Raw genomic sequence first — 24,487 nt, forward strand, 5'->3', positions numbered from 1 at the left:
ATTGCAGCAGTATTCAAAGGTATTTATCTCCTCCTTAGTCACAATCCGGACTCTTATTTCTCAGATAAAAAAGACTAACTTTGCACCCGCAAAAATGAACGCATTAATATGTTAGATAAATTAGAAGCCATTCATAGCCGTTACATCAGTATTGAGCAGCAAATCAATGATCCTGCTGTAATGTCGGATATGAAGAACTATATAAAACTCTCTAAGGATTTTAAAGAGTTGCAACCTGTTGAAGCCGCCTACAAGCAGTATAAAATGCTTACAGAAAATATCGAGGCTGCAAGGGTTATGCTAACTGAAGAGAAAGATGAAGAAATGAGGGCTTTTGCCCGTGAGGAGCTTGAAAGCATGATCAGCCAGAAAGATATCCTGGAAGAAGATACTCGTCTCTTACTCATTCCTTCTGATCCACAGGATGGCAAAAATGCCGTGCTTGAAATCAGGGCAGGTACTGGTGGTGATGAAGCCAGTCTTTTCGCCGGAGATCTGTATCGCATGTATACACGATTCTGCGAAACCCGCGGATGGAAATTAGAACTCGTGAGCATGGCCGAAGGTACTATGGGGGGATTCAAGGAAATTATCCTCGAAGTTAAAGGAGAAGGGGTTTACGGAGTGCTTAAATATGAATCAGGGGTTCATCGTGTTCAGCGTGTTCCTGCAACCGAAACCCAGGGCCGTGTTCATACTTCAGCTGCTACCATTGCCGTTCTGCCTGAAGCCGATGAATTTGATGTTGATCTCAAACCCAGCGATATCCGTAAAGATACCTACTGCTCTTCAGGCCCGGGTGGACAAAGCGTAAACACCACTTATTCTGCTGTCAGACTCACGCATGTTCCAACCGGAATTGTGGTCGCAATTCAGGATGAAAAATCTCAGATAAAGAATTTTGAGAAAGCCATGACGGTTCTTCGGACACGCATCTTTGAAAGAGAATACCAGAAATACCTGGATGAAATTTCAAAAAAAGAAAGACCATGGTTTCTTCAGGGGATCGTTCTGCCAAAGTCAGGACTTACAACTATCCTCAAAGCCGTGTGACAGATCACCGCATCAATATGACCCTTTATAACCTCTCAACCTTCATGGATGGTAATATCCAGGAAGTAATCGATGCCCTGCAACTGGCTGAAAATGCTGAACGGCTCAAAGCTGCTGTTGAATAATCAAATTTTCCAATTGCTGGGAAAGGGAATTTTTTGGCGGCGGGCGGAAACCACCCCCCCCCCCGGGGGGGAGGCTCCCCCACCCCCCAAAGGACAAAAAATTTATCATCCCTTCATCACCATCCCATGAATCGTCAACAACTCTTCGATCTGATCAGGAATAAAAGATCATTTCTTTGTGTCGGACTTGATAGTGATCTTCAAAAGATCCCCAGGCATCTCATGGATTTTGATGACCCTGTTTTCGAGTTTAATAAGGCTATTATTGATGCTACCTTGCCTTTTACTGTCGCTTATAAACCCAACCTGGCATTTTATGAGAGTCGTGGTTTGAAAGGAATGGAAAGCCTGCATAAAACCATGAACTATTTAGAAAAGTTCAAGGATGAGGTATTCACTATTGCTGATGCCAAACGCGGAGACATTGGTAATACATCTTCACAATATGCAAAGGCTGCATTTGATAAATCAGCATCAGGTTTTAGTTTCGATGCTATTACAGTTGCGCCTTATATGGGGGAAGATTCCGTATCTCCGTTTCTTGGATTCAATGGAAAATGGGTCATCCTTTTAGCATTAACTTCAAATAAAGGAGCTGATAACTTCCAGTTAAACAAGGATGCTGAAGGAATTCCTCTTTTTGAGAGAGTATTGGAAACATCCAGGCATTGGGGATCTCCTGATAATATGATGTATGTTGTGGGTGCCACCCGTGCAGAAATGCTGGCAGAAGTCAGAAAAATTGTCCCTGAGCACTTCCTTCTGGTTCCGGGTGTCGGAGCCCAGGGAGGTAGCCTGCAGGAAGTGGCCAGGTATGGAATGAATGACCACTGCGGACTCCTTGTTAATGCCTCACGTTCCATTCTTTTTGCTTCAGCTGATCCTGATTTTGCAGAAAAAGCAGCCGAAGAAGCATCCAGTATGCAAAAAGATATGCAAGCCCTTCTTATGCAGCAGGATCTTATTTAGCATTTCATCACCTCATCCTCACCCTTATGAATAAGAAATTGTTCCGGGTCATAAGTATTGTTTTGTTATCCCTGGCCTTGATCTGGCTCCTTTTACCAGTTTATTTGCGCAAAGCCATTGTGTATCAACACCCTGGAATTGACGATTACTCACTTTTCGCCAACAGGCAAGTTGCAAAGGGCATTCCCTTACCCTGGAAAAAACATCCGGAATACAACAAATTAGTAATAAACGATTCCTCTATTGCCTATTTCAGGCAATATGGAACAACGGCTTTTGTTGTGATTCAAAATGATAGCCTGCTGCATGAAGAATATTGGGATGGATATGCTGACTCTTCGCTAAGCAACTCATTTTCAATGGCAAAGAGCATCGTTTCACTGCTTATCGGTTGTCTGCTGGATGAAGGAAAAATTAAGAGTCTCGATCAGCCAATCACAGATTATATACAGGAATTCAAAGGTGAAGCATACCAAAACATCCGGATCAAAGATTTACTTAGCATGAGTTCCGGGTTAGATTGGGATGAAGCCTATTCAAGCGCTTTTTCAAAGACTACCCAGGCATATTATGGCCAAAACTTATCTGAATTAGTGACTTCACTCCAAATTGCTGAGGCTCCGGGAAAAATATTCAGATACAAAAGCTGTGATACACAACTACTTAGCATTATCATAGAAAAAGCTTCCGGTAAGAGTTTAGCAACTTATGCGTCGGAAAAATTATGGCAACCGCTGGGGGCTCAGTATGATGCTTACTGGAGTTTAGACACAGAAGATGGACATGAGAAAGCATACTGTTGTTTTAACAGTAATGCAACTGATTTTGCCCGAATCGGTCAGTTAGTGCTGGATACCGGCCAATTCAACCAGAAACAGGTTATTTCACGGGAATATATGATGGAAGCTACTTCTCCTGCAACCTGGCTTGTGAATGAATCTGGCGAGAAATGCGATTGGTACGGCTACCAGTTCTGGAGACTTACATACAAGGGAATGAATATTATCTATGCGAGGGGAATCCTGGGGCAATACATCTTTGTGATCCCGGAATTGAAAACGGTAGTGGTTAGGCTCGGCCATAAAAGGAGTGAAATAAAGAGAGGGAATGTTCCGGAGGATGTTTATATATATCTCGATGCAGCCATCAATTTGCTGAATTCCGGACCTATTTACTAATTCCTGTTCACCCTCGTGAAGACAAATGCACAAGTGCAGTGTAAATGTCTCACTATTGCCCCTTTTACTAAATGAAAAGGCTCTTCAGCATGTGTAGCCAATGCCGGATCAATTAGATAGGCACAAAAATAATAATGGCTGCCTGGTTGGGCAGCCATTAATCAAAGAAACTATCAATTATTGGACAATTGTGATCCAGTTATGAATATCCGGTTCATCACCATACTGAATTCCCAGCAACATTTTATATAATTTTGTTGAAACCTCTCCGGCTTTACCATCCTTGCAATAATGAAATTCCTGCCCGGTTACGGGATCCACGATTCTTCTTATCGGTGAAATAACAGCTGCAGTACCACATGCTCCGACTTCATCAAATTCTGCGAGTTCTTCAACAGGAATTTTTCTTCTTTCAACTGTCATTCCCATATCTTCAGCCAAAGTCATCAGGCTTTTATTAGTTATGGAAGGAAGTATTGATTCTGAAAGCGGTGTAATATACTTATTTCCTTTAATGGCAAAGAAATTGGCCGGGCCGGCTTCATCAATATACTTTTTCTCCCGGGCATCAAGGAACAAAGCAGAAGCAAAGCCTTGTTTATGGGCGCGTTCTCCTGCCATCAGACTGGCAGCATAATTGCCCCCGACTTTATATTTTCCGGTGCCAAGAGGGGCAGCTCTATCAGAATCATGAGCAATTTGAATACTAACCGGGTTAAACCCTTCCTTAAAATAGGGACCAACAGGTGAAACAAATACAAGCAACATATATTCATCGGCAGGTTTAACACCAACTCTTGGACCACTTCCAATTAATAGTGGACGAATATAGAGTGAAGCACCGGTTCCATAAGGAGGTACGAATTCCTTATTCATCTTTACCGCTGTAATGATGGCTTCTTTAAATAACTCAGCGGGTGGAACAGCCATCAATACTCCATTGGCCGAATCCTGCATCCTTTTTGCATTTTCTTCCCATCGGAACAGACGAATTTTCCCATCTTTGCCCATGTATGCTTTAAGTCCTTCAAAGGCTTGTTGTCCATAATGCAATGCTGTTGCAGCCATATGGATTGGAATGTATTCCGAATCAGAAATCTCCAGTTTGCTCCATTCACCTTCGCGAAAATAAGCCCTGATATTATAATTGGTCTTCAGGTAACCAAAAGGGAGGGTACTCCATTCAATGTTGGTCATTTTCGTATATCTTTTATTAATTATTATCCTGAAAACGAAGGACTTGAAAGGGATGCTACCCACAAGTCAAAAAACAACTTTACCAGTCATTTATGAGCGATCCCCGATGGGCGAAGTTAAATATTATTTCATTGGGTATTCTCATTTTCACAATCATTTTTCCTCTATATGTTTAACTTAAAAGTGGTCTAAATTAATATGATTAACATACTAGAATCAGGCTCGTCACGTTTTTGTGAGTATCTTTGTAACATATAAAGCAAGGAATGTACAGGCGGGTTTTACTATAAAAAAGCAAGATTTAACCTGCATTACAGCTGCAATGTTTAACTAATATAAAAGAAGATGAATACAAAAGTTTTATTAGCACTTGGATTAGCAATGGTGTTGTTGGGTAGCTCATGTGTGAGCTCAAAGAAGTATAAAGCCCAAACAAGCAAACTTGAATCTCTCACCCAATCATTTTCCAAAGCTCAGGCTGACCTGAATGCTTGTGAAAATGCAAGAGCAAAGCATAAAGATGATGTAGACGCTCTCAACAAACAGATTACCGACCTTAATGACCAGGTTGCTTATTTCAAAAAGAACAATAATCAGGTTCTTAATCAACTGGAGAACCTTTCAGTTATTTCAGGTGCCCAGGCAGAAAGCATTAAACAATCGATGGATAACATCGGGAAAAAAGATGCTTACATTTATGGTTTGCAGAATTCCTTAGCTCAGAAAGATTCATTGAATATGGCTTTAGTCCTGAATCTAAAGGGAGCTATTGGCAACCTTAACGACCAGGATATCAATATCAAGGTTGATAAAGGGGTAGTTTATATCGATATTTCTGACAAGATGCTCTTCAAGAGTGGCAGCTATGTGATTACAGAGCAGGCCAGCACTGTACTGGGAAAAGTAGCCAAAGTTCTGGCCAATCAGCCCAACATCGAATTCATGGTTGAAGGTCATACCGACAATGTTCCTTTCAAAAAAGGTGACCTTGAAGATAACTGGGACCTGAGTGTTAAACGAGCTACATCTGTTGTACGATTATTACAGTCGAAGTACGGCCTGGATCCGTCAAAGATGACCGCTGCCGGCAGAAGTGAGTATAAACCTCTCAGTGCCAATGATAATGCTGAAGGTAAATCTGCAAATCGCCGCACCCGTATTGTTATCCTTCCACAATTGGATCAATTCTTCAAACTGCTTGAGAAGTAGGTTTGGACTAAAAGGTTGACAACGTTAATATTTTCTGCCCCTGGGGAATTTCCCGGGGGTATTTTTTTTGATTGAAAACTCTTACTTTTACTTTACAATCAGATAACCTCATGAAGAAAAAACGATTGGCAGGTAAACGTATTCAGTCGGTTAAGGAAAAAGATGCTCTTTTAGCATTTCCAGACCCAACAGATTTGCCGGAGATTTCCATAGTGCGAACAACTGAAACCACTCCAGGGCTTGATTCTGAAATTCAACTTGAAACTGAGAATCCAAGGCTACTCCTTCTTCTTAACAATATCAATGACCTTGTTTGTGAAATCGATGAAAATGGGATTTATCGATACGCCAATAACCAATATAAAGATATCTTAGGCTATGCTCCTAAAGAACTGATAGGAAAAAATGCTTTAGAGTTTATCCACCCCGATAATCTTAAACGAAGCTATGAGCAATATGAGAAATTGCAGGAAAACAAATCAAAAATCACTGATACTTACAGGTTCCGGCATAAGAACGGCGAATACCGAGTCATTGAATCCAAGGGGAAGGTGTATGTGAATGAGAAGCAAGAGCAAAGAACTGTTGTAATATCGCGTGACATCACCGAGCAATACCTGTCAGAACAAGCAATAAAAGCTTCTGAAAAAAAATATCGCGGCTTGCATCAAAGTCTTATGGATGGTTATGCCTGGGTGGATATGAATGGAACAATCAAAGAATGCAATGAAGCATTTAAACACATGCTGGGTTATGAGTATGAGGAAATATACAAGCTTAACTTCCTTGATATCACACCTATTAAATGGCACCAAACAGAGTTGAATATCATTGAAAAACAAGTACTTATAAACGGTTATTCAGAAGTTTTAAGAAAAGAATATATCAGGAAAGATGGATCTGTTTTCCCCGTTGAATTGCGTATATATCTCTCCAAAGATGATGATTATAAACCGGAAGGTATGTGGGCTATAGTAAGGGACATATCGGATGAAGTGAAAGCAGAGGAAATCCAGGTGAAACTTTATCAGCAATTAGAAGAATTAAATAGTACCAAAGATAAACTGCTTTCAATCATGGCTCATGACCTCAGGGGGCCTTTTAATAGTATTATTGGCTATGCAGAACTCCTTCATATCAGTAGTCAGTCAAACGACCTGTCTAACTTTGAGGAATATATTCAGAGAATTGAGAGTTGTGCTAAACAATCCTATGTCCTGCTTGAAAACCTGCTAACATGGGCCAATGCACAAACAGGTGCACTAAAATACCAACCCACATTATTAAATATCAATACATTAATTGAACAAACTATCAGTTTCCTATTGCCCGCTGCAGATAGAAAGAAGATTGAAATTGACGTAAGTTATTCCGATAACCTTAGCCTGGAAATCGACTCAGATATGCTCAAAACAATCCTACGCAACTTACTTTCTAATGCGATTAAATTTACAGATATTGGAGGGAGTGTGTCCATTAAAATGATTCATAATGCTGATTCATTCACTATACATATTAATGATACTGGTGTTGGTATGTCGGAGGAATCCATGATATCAATTTTTGAAGAGGACAATTTTGTAACAACAAAGGGAACCATGGCTGAAAATGGTTCAGGAATCGGTCTTAAATTATGCAAAGACCTTGTTCAATTATTGAATGGTTCCATCAAAGTGACAAGTAAAATTAATCAAGGCACCAACGTTTCTGTCAACTTTCCGATTCATATTAACTAGTTTTTGATAAACTAAAATTTTCTTTACAAAGAATATTCCTCTCTTCACGGAGCAATTTCCCCCATTCACCGGAATTTAATTCCTACCCTACATAGAAGTGCATAGGTTTGCATCATAATTGAGTTACTATGAGCAGCCTACTCCCCTATTCCCTTAATGCCGGACAACAAAACTCCGACTCCTTTTACCTGGATCTCGAGTGTTTTACTGATCGGATGATCCTAAAAGCGGATGCCTGTCTTGGCAGATTTACCGAAGATTATTATATTCACAACCAGCGACTTAATAAGAGAATCGATTCTTCCAGGCATGAATACCTGCTTGAACTTCTGATGATTGGCATCTTCTGGATGAACTACTCAGTGAAGGCAGCACAAACCAAAAGAATCTCCACTACCATCCTGACTGAACTTTATAAACTGCGCAAGCGATATCCCAGGCAGAAATCCAGGATCGATAAGATCAGGGGTATACTTGCTTATCAACTCCTTGAACAAAGAAACCAGGCGTTGGAGATAGAATATACAGATAAAAACTTCAACCGACTATTAAACTGGCTGCATTCAACCGGTGAGTTTAATGAAGAAGTAAAAAAGATGAAAAGCTGGCTTGAATTCTTTAAAACGAAAAACAATTCCTACATCTGGCAAATACTAAATTCGTCATGTTACTTTGCAGAAAGGTTTTCCTCTGACGGAAAGAAAGTACTGGGTAAATACACTATGAATATTGAATGCTTCCAGGCAATCAATAAAATTAATTATCAAAACAAGGAGGATTATTTTTTAGTTAATCGTAAAGAAAATGAGTACCACCTGAATATGTTTGGTGCAGAACTGCTAAACAGGGAGCTTAAATCCGGGTTTCTGCAGACAAAGAAAAAGGTCCTGCTGCTTCCTACCTGTATGAGAACTGAACCAGCTTCAGGATGTAAAGCCTGCAATGATGGAATTGAAAAGAAATGTACATTTTGTAATTCAAACTGTAATATTGGAAAAATCGCATCGCAGATGAAGTTAATGTCAACAGATACCTATATCATTCCTCATTCATCGGATTTTACCAGGTTCCTTGAAAAATGGCAAAATAAACCTGATACAAGCCTCATTGGTGTAGCATGTATTTTAAATTTGCTGACTGGTGGCTATGAGATGAAAAACCTGAATATTTCATCTCAATGTATCTTTCTCGATTATTGTGGCTGTAAAAAACACTGGAATGAAGAAGGCATTCCAACAGACTTAAATATCAATCAATTGAAAAAAGTAGCAGGAAATCAGGCTAAAAGCTTAATGGTTGCCTGATCCTGCATTTCGTGACAGGAGGAATCTAAACAAAAGAGCTGCTTCGGTAAGGAAGCAGCCCTGATATGAAAATGGATTGATATTAGCCACTCTGGTGAGGCAGCACTGATAAATTAAAGAGGTGGATGAAAAATATTTTTAGGTAAATTTACTTTTCGACTCCGGCAACACTTTGAATCTGTAAATTATCTTCCAACAAGTGCTCATTAGCTGCCAGTAATATTAATTAAAAGTAGATACGTTATTGCAAATTTCAAGGCTCCAATGAGTAAACGGTAGGTTTCGCTTATCTAACGGTTAATTTTGACAACAAACGGTAGGCAAAAGTGAAAATTTGAACCAGAATTTTGTTCAAATCCTTTCTAATCTTTCACTAAAATGGAACAGAAACGGCATAAAAATTTCCATTTTTTAAAAACAGGATAAGCCTTGAAAAATAAATCCAGGGATTAATACAGTATTGATAAAATTGTATGTTATTCCGGAAAATGAATCAGGTTTGACTTACAGTTCGGACAGAAATCCTCCCCTTTTTGGTCAATATCTTCAACATAGGTACTTGAACGCATCACACAATCCGGATGTGAGCAATGGATTAATCCATAAGTGTGCCCCAATTCATGAATGATCTCTTTAATAAACCGGTTGTGCATGAGAGTTTCATCCGGAAGTAAACCATATCTTTCATTACTTAATCGGTAATTGGAGGCAATACAACTACGACCGTTCAGAAATGCCTGTCCGTAAATAAAGGTGAGAATTGGAATAAACAGATCAATACTCAATAAACCGATAGTTTTTCCTTTGCTAACTCCAAACCGCTCATCAATAACTTTCAGAATCCTGTTACCATCATATTGACGCCTCGAAGGATCATAGTAATCTCCGAGATCCAGAAAGCCTTCTTTCCAACTAATACGGGCAGAAAAAGCCTGCTCAGTGCGCATAGTAACAGCATCAAGGAGTTGCTTTTCGAAGTATCCGAAAGAAATCATTGCGATCTCGTCCACTATTGACTCTGTTAAATTGACATTGATGAATAATGACCAGGGAATAAGATGTGAAAAATACAAAGTTTTAATCTCTACCGAGGTGACTTGAGGTCGTATTTCCTGATCTTGTTATATAAGGTTACTCTGTCAACTTTTAATGCCTTAGCGGCAGCAGATATATTCCAGGAATACTTAATAAGAATGTTCAGGATATGGCCTTTTTCAAGCTCATCAAGGCTTTCAACTGAAGAACCTTGTGAATCCTTGATAAATGGCAGATCTTTCACAGTAATTCGTTTGCCGTTACCAACAACTAAAGCCCTTTCAATCATATTTTCAAGTTCCCTGATATTACCCGGGAATGTTAAATCCTGTAGTTTAATCAAAGCGGCATCATCAATGGGAATTACAGTCCGGTTCATTGCTGAACAGTATTTCCTGATAAAGAAATCCACGAGGACAGGTACATCTTCTAAACGCTCCCGTAAGGGCGGCACTTCGATAGTCACTACATTCAACCGATAGTAAAGGTCTTCCCTGAAAGATCCGGCTTCGACCATGCTTTTTAAATCTTTGTTTGTAGCACAAATCACCCTGAAATCGGATGATATCTCCCTATTCCCTCCAACCCTCATAAAACTCTTGGTTTCCAAAACTCTGAGTAACTCTACCTGCATTTTTGTAGAAATTGTGGCAATTTCATCCAGAAAAATGGTTCCATTATCAGCCATTTCAAACCTGCCTTTCCGATTGTACATCGCCCCGGTAAACGCACCCTTCTCATGCCCAAATAATTCACTTTCGAGAAGGCTTTCAGTTAAAGCGCCGCAATGAACACTCACCATAGGAAAGAATTTTCGAGGGGAATTAGCATGTATCGCCTTAGCTACCAACTCCTTACCTGTACCACTCTCCCCTGTAATGATAACAGGGGCGGCTGAATGAGCTACACGTTCTATCTCTCCATACACCCGACGCATGGCTTCACTATTCCCTATTAAGTTTTCAACATTTTCGAGTGAGGACAAATGAACTTTCAGGGTTTCATTTTCATCTTCAAGGTGTATTTGTTTTGAAGCATTCCTTATCAAATGCGACAAATCATCCGGATCAAAAGGCTTCGTGACATAATCGAATGCTCCATCCTTCAAAGCCTGAACAGCAGTATCAACAGTTGCAAAAGCAGTCATAACAATCACAATGGAGTCTTTCCTAAGACTTTTGATCCTTCTTAACATTTCAAGGCCATCCATGCCAGGCATTTTGATATCAGCCAGCACTATATCAAATTCTGAAGACTCCAGCCTAGTGAGTGCCTGTTTCGCATCTTCTGCACATTCTACCCTATACCCGTCCTCAATAAACCAATTGAATAAAGAATCTCTTACCGATTCTTCATCATCAACAATCAGAATGGAAATTTGCTTTACCATAATATCTGCTTATTATTTAACAATGGGAAGAAGTATTGAAATAGATGTTCCTTTAGCCCTTTCCGACTTTACTTCTATGCGCCCTTTATGGCTTTGAACAATACCATGAACAATTGCCAGTCCAAGTCCAATGCCCCTTTCATTTTCTTTTGTTGAAAAGAAAGGTTCAAAAATATGCGGGAGATCCGATGCTGAAATACCGATTCCGTTATCAGCAATCTCCACTTTAATGTGCTCATCATCAGGGTTAACTGTTCGGAAAACTATTTCTCCGTGTTCTGAAATTGCTTCAGATGCATTTACAATGATCGCTACACAAGCTTGTTTGAGTTGATTAGGGCTACAATAAACCAAATCACTTTTTGCTGAGAAATCAGAGAGAAAACTGACATTAGCAATTTTCATTGGATGAGTCATCAATTCGAATGTTTCGATCAGAATTTCGTGCAAATGCCTGGGTTCAAAATCGTTTTGATCTTTCCTCGAAAAATCCAGCAATCCTCGCACGATATCCCCACAACGCTTGGTTTCATTTTCAATCAGAATTAGATGACGCAGCATAGCCTCCTTTTTCACTGGTTCTATGTCTTGCTTACCTAATTGCTTAAATATCAACTTTGTATACACTAAAATTCCGGATAATGGATTATTAATCTCATGAGCTACTGATAGAGATAATCTCCCAAGTGATGCAATTCTCTCAATATTAATAAGTTCATGCTGAGCCTGACCTAATTCCTCCGTCTTTTTACGTACCTTATATTCCAGTTGCTGGGACCAGTTCTTCAATTCATTATTGGCTGCCTGAAGGTTGTCCAACATATTATTGAAAGCGTATGAAACCATCCGCATATCCGATAACTGCCTGGGACTGATCACCAGTCTGGTGTCCCTATCCCCATGCGTTACCGCTTCACTGGCTTTGATTATTTCATTAAGAGGATCCTTGATCTTCTTCCCTGTAAAAAAGAAAAGAAATATCAAAAGTAATAATGTCATTAAAGAAGCAAGCACAAAGTAGTTTGTAGTTGATTTCATTAAAGCAGTATCAAGGCTGGCCAATGGAATCTTTATCACGAGTGATCCTAAAATCTTTTCATCCTTCGTATGATAATGACAGTTACTCTCATAACAAGATTTGCTATTTAGTATGGGTGATTTAATCAATAAATGACGGATTGAATTATTCCCATGGCTCATGCTGCATTCACTGTCAACCCCGATAATCTTATAAGACTTCTCGGTTGCTGAAAACATGGTACTGAAATTCCTGTGACAGCTTTTACAATCCGGATCAGCATGTTTCAGGGTATCGTCAGCAATTGATGTATATACCAGATTATCTTCCTGGTCATACATATTTACATCGTCAATATCCGACATGGTATTGATAATATCCAGAGTGCCTTGTAATGCCATCTGATCATTTTCAAGCATCGAACGATACAAGGCTCCTTCGACTAAAACACCAATATTATTACCCTTCTCTCGAATGACTGACTTCATATAATCTTCATTCACAGAGCGAAATATTACCCCGAAAGTAGCAAACAGAAAAAATGAAGATAATGTGATAATGAATACCACTCGTCCGTAGATCGATGACCTGAATTTAACATATCCATTGATGAAAGCACGTTTGCTTTTCTTATCTTCCTTATTATTCCACCAGGCCATTGTTGAATAATTAATCAATTTTCCACGCTAAGTTAATATGTATTTCAATTATATGTATATCATATGTTGATATTTCTAATATTTATTTGCTGAAATTTTCAACAGTTCCTGGCATCATTTACCTATATCTCTATTATACAATATCTTACAGAAACAACTAATACAACTGACACTATTTTAAATACAGAAAAGTTGATAAGAGTATTGAATATTAGGTAGTAAAAACAAGTATAACCCTGGCAAAACTCCTGCCAGGGTCATATACGGCATTCATACAATTCTAAAATCATCTGTGAAGAAAAAATTAAAACCGGGTAAGAAATTCCAATTGAAATTTTGACCAGATTTCCTGGGGCAAACCAGATAAAGGTTGCTCAGATATTTCACCTCCATCCTGCATGACTACCATCGATTTATCAACAGAATATGGCGCTGTAGCCTGAACGAGGAAACCTTTAATTCTTTCAAGTTCATGTGAGGTCCAGTCAACTGTTTCTTGTGCAAGATAAAAGGTATTGGTTTCTGCTACCCAGTTATCAGGTTTAACCCTGAACATCCATCCCTTTCCATAGGGATCTTCATTAATAAGTTCCGGAAAGTCTGACAGGTTTGAATTTACAGACAGGATCTCTCCGGAGATCGGAGTAAATACCTTTAATTCTTTAGTCCCTTGGGTCAAAGTGGCAACACATTCTCCCTTCAACACTTTATCCCCGGGCTTCTTCAGGTTCCTGAAACTGACATTCCCTGCAAGATGCATGAGTAAGTCATCTGCTCCAAGGCTGGCGACTCCATTTGGATCAAGGAAAGTCCAGCAATGATTCTTACTGTGAAAAATGCCCTCAGGAATTCTCAATGCAGCCATTGATAATATGCCTGATTTATTTTGAATGCGACTGCCAGCTTTAACCCTCCGATTAAGGATCATCCAGAATGGTATCAGTAAAGCAAAGAAGATAAGTATGGCGATATATTCAATACCCTTGGTCTCAAATATATCATTGTATGTAAAACCTTCCATAATAGATGTTTTGATGAATTATCTTAATTATTTATTTGCGTCAATCGTTACAGAATGATTTGGATCACTTAGATTCTTCTACCCAGGAGGGCGATTCCTGGAGTACTGGCATACGGTTGATTACCCATCTGAAAATCCAAATTTCCGTAAAGATCACAGTAAGAGTTACAACGATCTCCATCCATGATGGAACATAATGAGGAGTGGCATCCCATCTGAATCCGATCACTGTGACGTTCAGCCGGTTGATGATGATTCCAAGCATAGTCAGGATTGCCGCTATTCGTATCAGCAACAGTTTATTTCGCCTGTAACCAATGAAATAGATCAGCATTGGTATTACAACGAAACCAATCATTTCGACGAGATACCAGTATCCCATTGATGTATTAAGATAAGTCCAATGCTTTCCATGTATGAACACAAGTAGCTGCAGGAAAAAGTAAGCAAACATTGCAGCAGTGCAAATCTTTGAGAGTCCATGGATTATTCCGTGATGAGCTTTATGGTTAGAATCACTGATCTTATCAGAAAACACTTTATGAGTAATTGATCCTTCAAAAATCACCATCGAAAGTCCGGCAAAAACACTGGAAACCAGGAAAAGAACAGGAATGAATTCAGAATACCAAAGGGGATGAATCTTATCTTTTGCCATAAGGTATAAAGCCCCTAACCCGGATTGATGCAGGGTAGATAAGGTAATCCCGAAGATAACAGCGGCTATCGTCATGCCACTCAGTATTTTATGCGCCCTTTTAGCTCCCAGCCATTCAGCGATTGCCGGGGAGAATTCAATTAATTCAGCAATCATATATAAGAGGAAATGCCAGGCTACCAGGAATAGCACTGAACTGGTCCCGAATCCATTGCCAATAATGGGATTTACCACGTTCCATGGACGACCCAGGTCCAGGAGTAAAGCACCTGCATAAAAAACATAAGCAAGGAACCCATTTAAAACAGTAACTCTTACGATGGAATGATACTTCCTGATTTTCAGGATATAGACCATGAATGTGATCACATATGCGCCGCCAGCGAAGGCCACTCCCGTAACTACATCAAAGCCGATCCACAATCCCCATGGTGTTTCCTGGGTAAGATTGGTAATTGATCCGATTCCTTTCCAGAACCTGATGACGATCAGACCTATTCCAAGAAAGATGATTGGTATGGAGATAAGGTTAAACGGTGTCAACCATGCTCCCCTGGGTTTCAATTGCTCCCATAGAAATTTGATCATTGGTGTACCAGGCTCCCTAAGTTTGAGGGATTCAATCTGTTTACTGCTAATGTTCATGGTTTTGCTCATTGGTTTTGGTTGCTTCATGAATGCCTAGTAATAAGGTTGGGAGTATGATAAAGACGGAAGGTACGCTATACAGAAACCCCTTGGACAATGATGGATACGATGCATTTTGCAAACCCTGCTTTACACCGAGTTCCTTAAAAGGTACAGGTGATAAGTAAATAACTCCGGTTCCACCGGCAACATGTTCCCCATAGATTTGATCTACATAATCATCCGGGTTTTCGGTTATTCTTTTTCTTGCTTCTGCAATGAGTTCCCTCCGGGTACCAAATATCAATGCGTCACCACAGGCTTCAGCGCATGCCGGGATCTTTCCTTTCTCAATCCGGCTATAACACATATCACATTTTTGAATCCTGGGGTTTGCACTATGATACTCAAACTTAGGAACATCAAATGGGCATGATACCATGCAATAACGGCATCCCATGCAGCGGTCGGCATCCCATACTACCGGCCCTTCTTTGGTCTTGTGCATTGCCTTTGTCAGACATGCAGCAGCACAGGCGGGTTCATTGCAGTGCATACATTGATTCCTGATATATACTTCACCTTTCGATGTATTATAATTATTAATTACAGCTCGACGGCTTTCACTGGTCTTTTGTATGACCCCAGGTTCAATCTCTCCTTCCGGAGCCGGAAGCTGGTTTGACTTTGAACAAGCTTTGAGGCAACTCCCGCAGCCAATGCATAAGGTTGCATCAAACAACATCCCGAAGAATTCAGTCTCCTGATTCCCAACAGGCTTAGCCGATGACTCATTTCCAATTGCCAGGGTTAATCCGGCAATTCCCATTGTTTTGAAAAAATCCCTCCGATCCAGGCTCATAATGTTATAGTTGATGGTTATAAAAATCGCACACTAACAATAGTTCTGATAAGTTTTGCATTACCTGGAAATGTCAATAAACCGGGTCTGAAAATCTTCCCAAACTTCAGGTGATAGCATGGAAAGCGGATGATCTGTAAGCTCTCCGCCATCCTGGATCATCACTGGTTCTGCGGAGTCGAGCCTCATTACAGGACTGAAGGCAAAAAAATCACGGACTCTCTGGAATTCAGTTCTAACCCATTCCTTATAAGCATTTCCCATCATCATAAAATCCAGTTCCCTTTTCCAGTTCAGTGGTTCGATCTGGTAAATCCATCCATCAGAATAGGGTGCTGAATTTATCAACGTTGAATCAACTGTTAATTTTGGATTGCGATTTTTAATCACACCTGAAACCGGGGCATAGATATTGAGTTGCTTGCCTTCATTGATAATAGTTACAAGCTTTTCACCCTTCCTAACTTTGGTTCCGACTTCAAGAAGTGTCACTTTATTTAGCATACCGGTAATATGTTGCAGAAAGTCATCAATCCCTACTTTAACAATCCCATCCTGCTCCATATATACCCAGGTATGTGTTTTATCGAAATAGAACCCACCCGGGAAAGTCGCGGTGTCTTCATTTATCAGGTAATGTTTCCCCGGGGTTGTATTCAATGGACCTCTTTGAACCTTACCTCTGAATGCAATCAGGGAGATCAGGACGCCAATAATAATGACTCCAAAAATGACGATGATCCATAAGGACATGCCAACAGCTTGTTCTGGTTCATTCAGCACAAGAAGATTTCCAGCCAAAACTGTTTTACCTGACTCCTTTTCTACATTTGCCAGTTCACAATATCCATTAGTATTTAATAAATTCTGGCCATCACTGATCACCCATTGAAGAAATGCAATAACAGATTGATCAGCAGGAAGCTTATCAGAGGTAATTACAAAATCTTCAACAAGGGAAGAAGGATATTTACCAAGCCAAACACCCCGCAACAGAGCTACAGGATCAGAATAAATCCTTTCAAAATTATCAAGCCTGCCATTGTTATTCTTATCGATGGGAACAATCATTACTGAAGAAGGGAATGCCCTCTTTTGAAGACTCAATAAATCTCCTAATCGGCAAAATCCTATCGCATTCTCATTGGTTCCAACTTTACCTAGAAGTTCCTCAAGTGTTTCCAATCTATTCATAATCAGAAGCTCTGTAGTGCCGGAAAAGGTATTTAACGTTGAGAGTATTCCCTGGCTTCCTGAATAGAATAATTCAAAACCTTGACTATTAATTTGTGGGTCGACGGTATTCCAGTTCCTTGCATCAGGGTTATTCAGCCATTCAGCCATTTGTGATGCCTTGATTCCTTTTGAATTTATGATCGCTGCATGAGGGTGAGAAGCTTTAATGATTCCAACAACCACATCTTTCCCTACTTTCAGTTGCCAATTTTGATTGTTTGCTTTTTCGGCCGATTTAGCCGATGAAAAGCGAAGTCCGTCTGCAGCCAACACTCCATTCCCGGATATTTCCCTGCACTGCAAAGTGAAAGCTTTATTTGTTTCAGCATAGGAATGCACCCATGTTTGCATCATTGGAAGGAGGTCAGGTGAACAATGAATCACCAATTGAGGCTGAACCGGACTGTTTACTAAAGATTTTTCAGTTGTGTTACCGCTAAATCCATTGGAGATCAACAGTAATAAGATTCCGGCAAATAAAATACTTGAATATGGTTTCATGGGACATTGAATTTTAAAGTTCGAATGAAAGATGTGAACTAACTTCCATTCCACCCTATACCAAATCAATGCCAAACGAAAAACATAATCATATATCATTGATTATGTGATACTTAAATATTGTTTAAAAATAAATACAAAGATTGACTGTATATTTTTTCAACACCTAAATCATCAATATTATTCAATTCATTGATATTTAAACGTTTAGCATACTGTTGATTTTTTATACACTGTTGCTTTTTTCAACATATTAGTTTTTAATCCGGCAAAATTGAGTTTACAATATTCCTGCCAGATAAGATTCTCCTATGAAATCAAATCATATAAATGAATGTTGTGTAAAGAAACTGAAGAAGGCATATTATCTTTATAAAGAAATTCACCGCCAATAATTGAATACTACTAATTATTATTACTTCCCATTAAAAAAATGACTAATAAATAGTATATTACACAAATAAATGCATTAACCATGTCAATCAAATATAAGATTCTTTTCGTAGAGGACATTCCGACTGATGCAGAATTGGCTATCTATGAAACAGGAAAAGTTCTGAAATCGTTTGAATACAGGTTAGTGGACAATAAGAAAGACTTCCTGGAACAACTCAACAACTTTTGCCCTGATCTGATTATCAGCGATTATCAACTCCCATCCTTCGATGGAATGGCAGCTCTCAAACTTTCAATTGAGAAAGACCCGATATTGCCTGTCATAATACTGACAGGATCAATGAATGAAGATACTGCTGTTGAATGCATGAAAGCCGGGGCAACTGATTATGTGATCAAAGAACACATAAAACGGCTAGGACAAGCCGTGATCCACGCTCTGGATGAAAAGGAAGTCAGGACACGAAAAAAGCTTGCTGAGGAAGCATTAGTAAAAAGTGAAGAAAAATACCGTACAATTTTCGAAAATGTACAGGATGTTTTTTACCAGGTGAGCATGGAAGGTAAGATTTTGGAAATCAGTCCATCGATTAGGTATTTCATTGATTTTAACCGTGAAAAACTGATTGGAGAACCCGTTTCTAATATATACTATAATTATGAGGATAGGATCGCTTTACTTGATGCAATCACTAAAAATGGTGAAGTAAGGGATTATGAATTGCCGCTGAAAACAGCATCAGGACTGCTGCGGTATGGTTCTATCAATGCCAGGTTAGTATTAAATGCTAATGGGAAACCTGATCATATTGATGGATCTATCCGCGACATTACTCAAAGGATTAAAGTAGAAAATGACCTACGTCAGAGTGAGGAGAAATTTCGCAACTTATTTGAAAACAATGCTGCAGCCAACTTCATTATCGACAGGACTTCCTTACAAATTATTGATGCTAATCTCGCAGCTTCTGAATATTACGGGTGGAGCATAGAAGAGCTGAAGCAAATGAAAGTTGGGGATATCAATACTTCTGATATCAGTGTCATTAAGTCCGCCATTGAATCTGTCAGTAAAATGAGTATTGGTCATTTTGAATTCAAACACCGGCTGAAAAATGGCAATATTCGGGATGTTGAAGTATTCAGCAGCCGAATTAGCAACTCTGAGAATGATTCTATCCATACCATCGTACACGATATAACAGATAAGAAAAAAACAGATGAAAGGATCCGTCTGCTCAGCAAAACCATTGAACAAAGCCCTGTTGTTGTTCTGATAGCAGATCCTAACGGAACAATTGAGTATGTTAATTCAACGTTTACCCGAATCAGCGGGTATTCCTATGATGAAGTAATCGGTAAAAACCCAAGGATTTTAAATTCCGGCTATCATTCGACAGCGTTTTTTGAAGACTTATGGAAAACTGTACTTTCAGGGAAAGAGTGGACCGGAGAAATTCAAAACAAGAAAAAGAATGGAGAAATATATTGGGAGAATGTTAGTATTTCTCCCCTGGTAGATGAAGCAGGAAACATCACTCATCTGGTAGGAATTAAAGAAGATATTTCTGAAAAGAGAAGGATGCTTGAAGATCTGCTCATTGCCAAAGACAAAGCAGAAACCAGTGATAAACTCAAAACCGCTTTCATTAATAATATCTCTCATGAAGTCAGAACTCCACTTAACGGAATCATCGGCTTCAGTGAAATGCTGGTCAGTCCTGATATTACCAGTGAGAACAAGGCTCTGTTCAGCGATATCATTAAGAAAAGCAGCCGGCGTCTTTTAAATACAATTACCAGTTATATGGACATCTCCATGATAGTTTCAGATAACATGGAAGTCCACACAAAGAGGTTCCCCATAAATCAAATATTGGACGATTTATTTAAAGAATATGTTCAAATAGCCAATGATAAAGGATTAAATATCAAATTAACCCGTCCTGACATTCCAGCCAACCTGCAATTGGAAACAGATCCGGACCTTCTTCATAAAACACTTGGTCATTTACTGGATAATGCAATAAAGTTTACTGTTGAAGGCGACATTGAGTTTGGTTTCAGGAAAACACTTTCAAGTATAGAGTTTTTTGTGCAGGATACAGGGATTGGGATTGATAAAGAAAAAGCTGATGTTATATTTGAGAACTTCATGCAGGCTGATATCTCACTCACCAGGGGCTATGAAGGCAGCGGCTTAGGTTTATCTATTGCTCATGGATTAGCCAGGCTACTGGGAGGAACTATATCTGTAGAGTCAGAAAAAGGACAAGGTACCACCATTCTAATTCAACTACCTGATTCACTGATTGCCAAATATTCTCCACAGGAAACACTTCCGAGGATTCAGCCTGTTTATCAGACAGATCCTGTGATTCTTGTTGCTGAAGATGATGAATTCAATTATAAATTTCTTGAAATCATCTTAAAAAAAGCCAATTTCAAAGTTCTGCGGGCAGAAAATGGGGTTGAAGCCATAGAGAATTGCCGCACTCATGCTGAGATTTGCCTGGTTCTCATGGATATCAAAATGCCCATCATGGGTGGAATTGAAGCTACAAAGGAAATTAAAGCCCTCAATCCTAACCTTCCGGTTATTGCTTTGACAGCCTATGTATCGACACAGGATGAATATGAGGCTCTCTTAAGTGGTTGTGATGAATTTATTTCGAAACCGGTCAACAGGGTTAAACTGCTGGAGTTGATGAACAAATTACTTGTAAGATCGTAAAAGTTTAACTTTCAACTGTTTTGGTCAATTCAGATTATTCAATTCAAGTCTGCATTTTTTATACAGTGCATTGCGCTTAGCCAACGCATTTTCCATTGCCCTATCCCCTTCTATACAAAGATTGGTTATAAAATGCTGATTGTTTTTTTCCCATTCAATCACCACAAATGCCAACTCTTCCTCTTTTTTATTGTTTAAACATTGAAGATATTCCCTGGAATGAACCCAACGATCAGCAGTCATCTTTCTTTTCAAGGTAAAAACATCTTCCACCCTGATATCCAGAAGTGAAGTTACCGGAATTGATCCTAAAGCTTTACATTCATTGCCGGATTCGGATGCATCTTTACCAATAAATATGGATCCACCACTAGTGTAGATCAGACAAGGCATAATTGCTTCGCTGATTTCAGGATGCCCTCCGGCATATAAAGTAGTTTGAATGACTTCCAATGCAGGAATAAGTGATTGTTCCTCAGTAAGAACTGAAAAAGATTTCAACCTGGGCCTGAAATAGAAGAATGAACCTAAGGCAAAAGCTGCCAGTATGCCTAACCAAAGCCAACCTGAAGCTATAAATTGACCATTTGAGCTAGAGCCAAAAAATGATAATAATACTTCTGAAGTCAGAAGTAGTAAGGAAGAGTTCATTACGGAGGGTTTTTGGACAAGGCAAATTACTAAAAAAACCAGCAGAATGATGTTAATTTCTGATGAACTATGAAAAAAAAAAAATCAAACAGGCCAAAAGGGTTTCTCTTAGCATGCTTCTCAAATAGTCAAAACCCGGCTTAATCGGTAATCACCAGGCTTGAAATACTATCTTTAAAATCAGATGTAGTTTGCTTGATAAGATAGTATCCTGCCGGAATACCCTCCAGAGATATCCTGACTTTTTTACTTGTAACTTGTAAATTCTTCCCGAGAATCACTTTCCCAGTCATATCCAATATACTGATATTTATTTTATTATAAAATTTATCGATTCCATTATCGATGATAATATAATCTTTTGCCGGATTAGGATATATGTGGACGCTCTTGTCGGAAGCAATGTCATTTTTTCCAACATTCAGTTCATTAAAGACACTTATTGCATCTGGTCCGGGAGTGGGAATCACGAAAACATTCTTGTTCGCATCGAACGTGAATTTTCTTGAAACTCCTGGTAATGAATAACTTTCTCCCTGGTAAAGCAAGCTTTCTGCCTGCATAACAACCGGAATCCCATTATTATCAATTCCAATCTGGAAGGCACTTTCCTGGTTGGTAGTAATGGTTCCTACACCTGCACCTGCCACAGGATTAACTTTTACAATCGCATTATGCTGCTGTAAAACATAAAATAAGTCATCTGTTTTATTATAGGCAATAGAGAAAGTAAGGTCTGAAATTTTAATGTATTTAATTAAATATGAAGCACTTCCATTTAAATAAATTAAGGGGAGATCTTCATCATACGATCCTATGATGGCGTATTTTGAATCTTCACTGAAAGCATAATCATAGGTACAAACTTCATTTACCTGGATCGTAGCCATCACATTCATTAATTCAAGGTCCACAATCCGGATTACAGGGCCTAAAGAGGGATCATCATCAGGAAACAGCATCATTTTCCCATCAGGACTGATCGACAGCAATAAACTTACCTCAGGATAATCCCCTACAATGATTAAACCACAGGAACTGAAGTTTACCTGGAATTGCTCTGTAATCTCAATATTACCATTCAACTGCACCTTATATAAGGTACCGTTGGAAGCAAATTGAGGAACAGTGTAGAGATAGGCATAGTCACCCAAAGGTGAAACCACGCATTGGGCAACCTGGTTCATGCTTAAAACAGCTTCAACTGTATAGTCAGTGCTATTTACAAACCAAACATCATGTGAATTGTAGCCAAAAAATATCAGCAGATCACTCCCGGGTATTGTCACAACTTGCTGCACCTGGCCCAGGTTCATCAGTGTATCAAGGCTTCCGGTCCAGTAATTGATAAAGCTTGTGTTTTGTGTCAGGATATTGGTTGAAACCAACTTCGATCCATCTGTAGTGATTATTGCCGAAGTAGTCATATCTGCTTCCAGGGGCTGGCCACTTTCACTAACAAACCCTAAGGTAAGATTAGCCAGTTCATCAAAATCTACTCCATAGATGTATTCGTTAAACAGTATCCCATAGAAAAGATTATCATCACAACATACTATTTTACCTGAAACCGGAGAAATTGCGGCTGCATTTCCAACTAATTTCTCGGTAACCGGGTAGAGTTCACTCAAGAGGATTCCATTATCCATCCGGTAAAAATGAACATCTCCGAAAACCCTGACAGCCGCTATCTTGCGGTCACCTGATAACTTAATCCAGGGATTTGAAAAAATAGATTCAGGAATCTGGTTGCAGCTATGGGTATTAAAATCAAAATGATAGATCTTCTCCGTCCAGCTATCAACAACCATTGCTCTTTGTCCGTCTTCACTCACGACAAGATCTGTATAATCCAGGAAATCAGGTTCTGCAACTATAATTGAATCGATAACGCTAAGCGTAGAAGATTGTAACCTGTGCAAGACAACATTTCCACTGTTATGGTAGGAAAAAATTAAAAGAGTATCTGCAGTTACAGAATATGCTGCTGCACGAAAAGATCCAAAATTAAAAGTGCTGACCAGATTTCCGGTTCCGGCATCAAATACAGCCGGCTTATTGGATCCGGTGTATGCAGCCACAATCCTATCCCCATCGGGACTCAGAAAAAACTTTGCAAACTGGTAAGTACAGCGGCCCTGGTTTCCATAATAACCATAATGATGAATGTAGGGTTGGGTATTATAATAAAGTTGTTGATAAGTAGTAAGACTATATGATGTAATCGCACCATTCAGCCAACTATAACAACCTATAAAAATCTGGGTTTCATCAGGAGACACCTCAACCTGGCAGCTATTTTCGGGTATAGTAAAAACTCTTTTGATTGAAAAACTACGAAGATTGATTACATAGATTTCATTCGATTTTTCACAACATACATATGCCCTGGTATGGGAGAGGACCATATCGATAGGGCCATCACCTACTTCCACTATTTCGAGAAGCTGATAAGCAGAATCATAGAAATAAATATTATTACTATGCTTATACAGAACAGCAAAGAGTCTGCCATCCGGGCTAAACTCTATATCATGCACCATATCACCTTCAGGGGATTCACCCGGTTCAAAAACCTGCAGACTTGTACCGGATTGGTCGCTGGCATTAACAGTATTTTCAAAAGAAGGAATGGAAAACATAAATTTTTGATTGCCAACCCTGCACTCCGTTTGATCTAAAGAATTACTACCTCTCAGGTCAAACCGGTATACAGAATCATTCAGATACAACTTTAATCCGGAGGCTTGTCCTTCTTCATTCAAATACAATTGATAGGATTGAGAAAAGGCACTCCAGGAGATGAGAATGAATAAATTAATCAGAGCGAGATTCTTCATATAATGGAAAATTATCTTATTCGTAAAGATAAGTCATTACAAGTATTTTCAGTTTGCAAATAGCCAATTAATGCAAATTAGAAAAAAA

General features: G+C 39.2%; 16 protein-coding genes and 1 pseudogene. 7 read left to right on the plus strand and 10 right to left on the minus strand.

Annotated features, from left to right (window positions below; all coding sequences use genetic code 11):
- The first annotated feature begins 108 nt into the window (after positions 1-108).
- The 3 genes and pseudogenes from prfA to IPH84_11635 all read left to right on the plus strand — a co-directional run bounded on the left by prfA (position 109) and on the right by IPH84_11635 (position 3,325).
- Positions 109-1,178: pseudogene (gene prfA / locus IPH84_11625) on the plus strand (peptide chain release factor 1).
- Positions 1,179-1,304: 126 nt separating this feature from the next.
- The gene (gene pyrF / locus IPH84_11630; protein MBK7173857.1) at positions 1,305-2,147 is read left to right on the plus strand and encodes an orotidine-5'-phosphate decarboxylase; all 843 of its coding nucleotides are present in this window, start codon (positions 1,305-1,307) and stop codon (positions 2,145-2,147) included.
- Positions 2,148-2,173: 26 nt separating this feature from the next.
- Positions 2,174-3,325, plus strand: a complete 1,152-nt coding sequence (locus IPH84_11635; protein MBK7173858.1) for a serine hydrolase — start codon at positions 2,174-2,176, stop codon at positions 3,323-3,325.
- 177 nt (positions 3,326-3,502) lie between these two features.
- On the opposite strand, the gene IPH84_11640 is transcribed toward IPH84_11635, so the two are convergent.
- Positions 3,503-4,522 (minus strand): branched-chain amino acid aminotransferase, encoded by a 1,020-nt coding sequence (locus IPH84_11640; protein MBK7173859.1) that lies wholly within the window; start codon positions 4,520-4,522, stop codon positions 3,503-3,505.
- A 345-nt stretch (positions 4,523-4,867) separates the two neighbouring features.
- Here IPH84_11640 and IPH84_11645 point away from each other — a divergent pair, with 345 nt between their 5' ends.
- The 3 genes from IPH84_11645 (at position 4,868) to IPH84_11655 (ending at position 8,771) form a co-directional block, all read left to right on the plus strand.
- On the plus strand, positions 4,868-5,731 hold the full coding sequence (locus tag IPH84_11645; GenBank protein ID MBK7173860.1) for an OmpA family protein: 864 nt from the start codon (positions 4,868-4,870) through the stop codon (positions 5,729-5,731).
- A gap of 71 nt (positions 5,732-5,802) precedes the next feature.
- Positions 5,803-7,467, plus strand: coding sequence for a PAS domain-containing sensor histidine kinase (locus IPH84_11650; GenBank protein MBK7173861.1), 1,665 nt, complete (start codon positions 5,803-5,805; stop codon positions 7,465-7,467).
- Between the two features lie 128 nt (positions 7,468-7,595).
- Positions 7,596-8,771, plus strand: coding sequence for a DUF116 domain-containing protein (locus IPH84_11655; GenBank protein ID MBK7173862.1), 1,176 nt, complete (start codon positions 7,596-7,598; stop codon positions 8,769-8,771).
- A 476-nt stretch (positions 8,772-9,247) separates the two neighbouring features.
- Here IPH84_11655 and IPH84_11660 read toward each other — a convergent pair whose 3' ends face one another.
- The 7 genes from IPH84_11660 to IPH84_11690 all read right to left on the minus strand — a co-directional run bounded on the left by IPH84_11660 (position 9,248) and on the right by IPH84_11690 (position 17,778).
- Positions 9,248-9,781 carry an archaemetzincin family Zn-dependent metalloprotease gene (locus IPH84_11660; protein MBK7173863.1) on the minus strand — a complete coding sequence of 178 codons (534 nt, stop codon included), beginning with the start codon at positions 9,779-9,781 and terminating at the stop codon, positions 9,248-9,250.
- Between the two features lie 74 nt (positions 9,782-9,855).
- The gene (locus tag IPH84_11665) at positions 9,856-11,196 is read right to left on the minus strand and encodes a sigma-54-dependent Fis family transcriptional regulator (protein MBK7173864.1); all 1,341 of its coding nucleotides are present in this window, start codon (positions 11,194-11,196) and stop codon (positions 9,856-9,858) included.
- A 12-nt stretch (positions 11,197-11,208) separates the two neighbouring features.
- The gene (locus IPH84_11670; protein MBK7173865.1) at positions 11,209-12,873 is read right to left on the minus strand and encodes a hypothetical protein; all 1,665 of its coding nucleotides are present in this window, start codon (positions 12,871-12,873) and stop codon (positions 11,209-11,211) included.
- A 304-nt stretch (positions 12,874-13,177) separates the two neighbouring features.
- Positions 13,178-13,894, minus strand: a complete 717-nt coding sequence (locus IPH84_11675; protein ID MBK7173866.1) for a hypothetical protein — start codon at positions 13,892-13,894, stop codon at positions 13,178-13,180.
- A 64-nt stretch (positions 13,895-13,958) separates the two neighbouring features.
- Positions 13,959-15,197, minus strand: coding sequence for a polysulfide reductase NrfD (nrfD, locus tag IPH84_11680; protein ID MBK7173867.1), 1,239 nt, complete (start codon positions 15,195-15,197; stop codon positions 13,959-13,961).
- Positions 15,187-16,041, minus strand: coding sequence for a 4Fe-4S dicluster domain-containing protein (locus IPH84_11685; GenBank protein MBK7173868.1), 855 nt, complete (start codon positions 16,039-16,041; stop codon positions 15,187-15,189). The genes nrfD and IPH84_11685 overlap by 11 nt, the downstream gene beginning before the upstream one ends.
- Positions 16,042-16,101: 60 nt before the next feature.
- Positions 16,102-17,778, minus strand: a complete 1,677-nt coding sequence (locus IPH84_11690; protein ID MBK7173869.1) for a hypothetical protein — start codon at positions 17,776-17,778, stop codon at positions 16,102-16,104.
- A gap of 475 nt (positions 17,779-18,253) precedes the next feature.
- On the opposite strand from IPH84_11690, the gene IPH84_11695 reads away from it, so the two are divergent.
- Positions 18,254-20,908, plus strand: coding sequence for a PAS domain S-box protein (locus tag IPH84_11695; GenBank protein ID MBK7173870.1), 2,655 nt, complete (start codon positions 18,254-18,256; stop codon positions 20,906-20,908).
- 24 nt (positions 20,909-20,932) lie between these two features.
- Here the strand turns inward: IPH84_11695 and IPH84_11700 are convergent, their stop codons facing one another.
- Both IPH84_11700 and IPH84_11705 read right to left on the minus strand, forming a co-directional pair.
- Positions 20,933-21,559: a hypothetical protein gene (locus tag IPH84_11700; GenBank protein ID MBK7173871.1), complete on the minus strand. Its 627-nt coding sequence runs from the start codon at positions 21,557-21,559 to the stop codon at positions 20,933-20,935.
- Between the two features lie 140 nt (positions 21,560-21,699).
- A complete protein-coding gene (locus tag IPH84_11705) occupies positions 21,700-24,399 on the minus strand; it encodes a T9SS type A sorting domain-containing protein (protein MBK7173872.1) in 2,700 nt (899 codons plus the stop codon).
- Positions 24,400-24,487 lie beyond the last annotated feature (88 nt).

The organism is Bacteroidales bacterium (assembly GCA_016707785.1).
GTDB lineage: Bacteria > Bacteroidota > Bacteroidia > Bacteroidales > UBA4417 > UBA4417.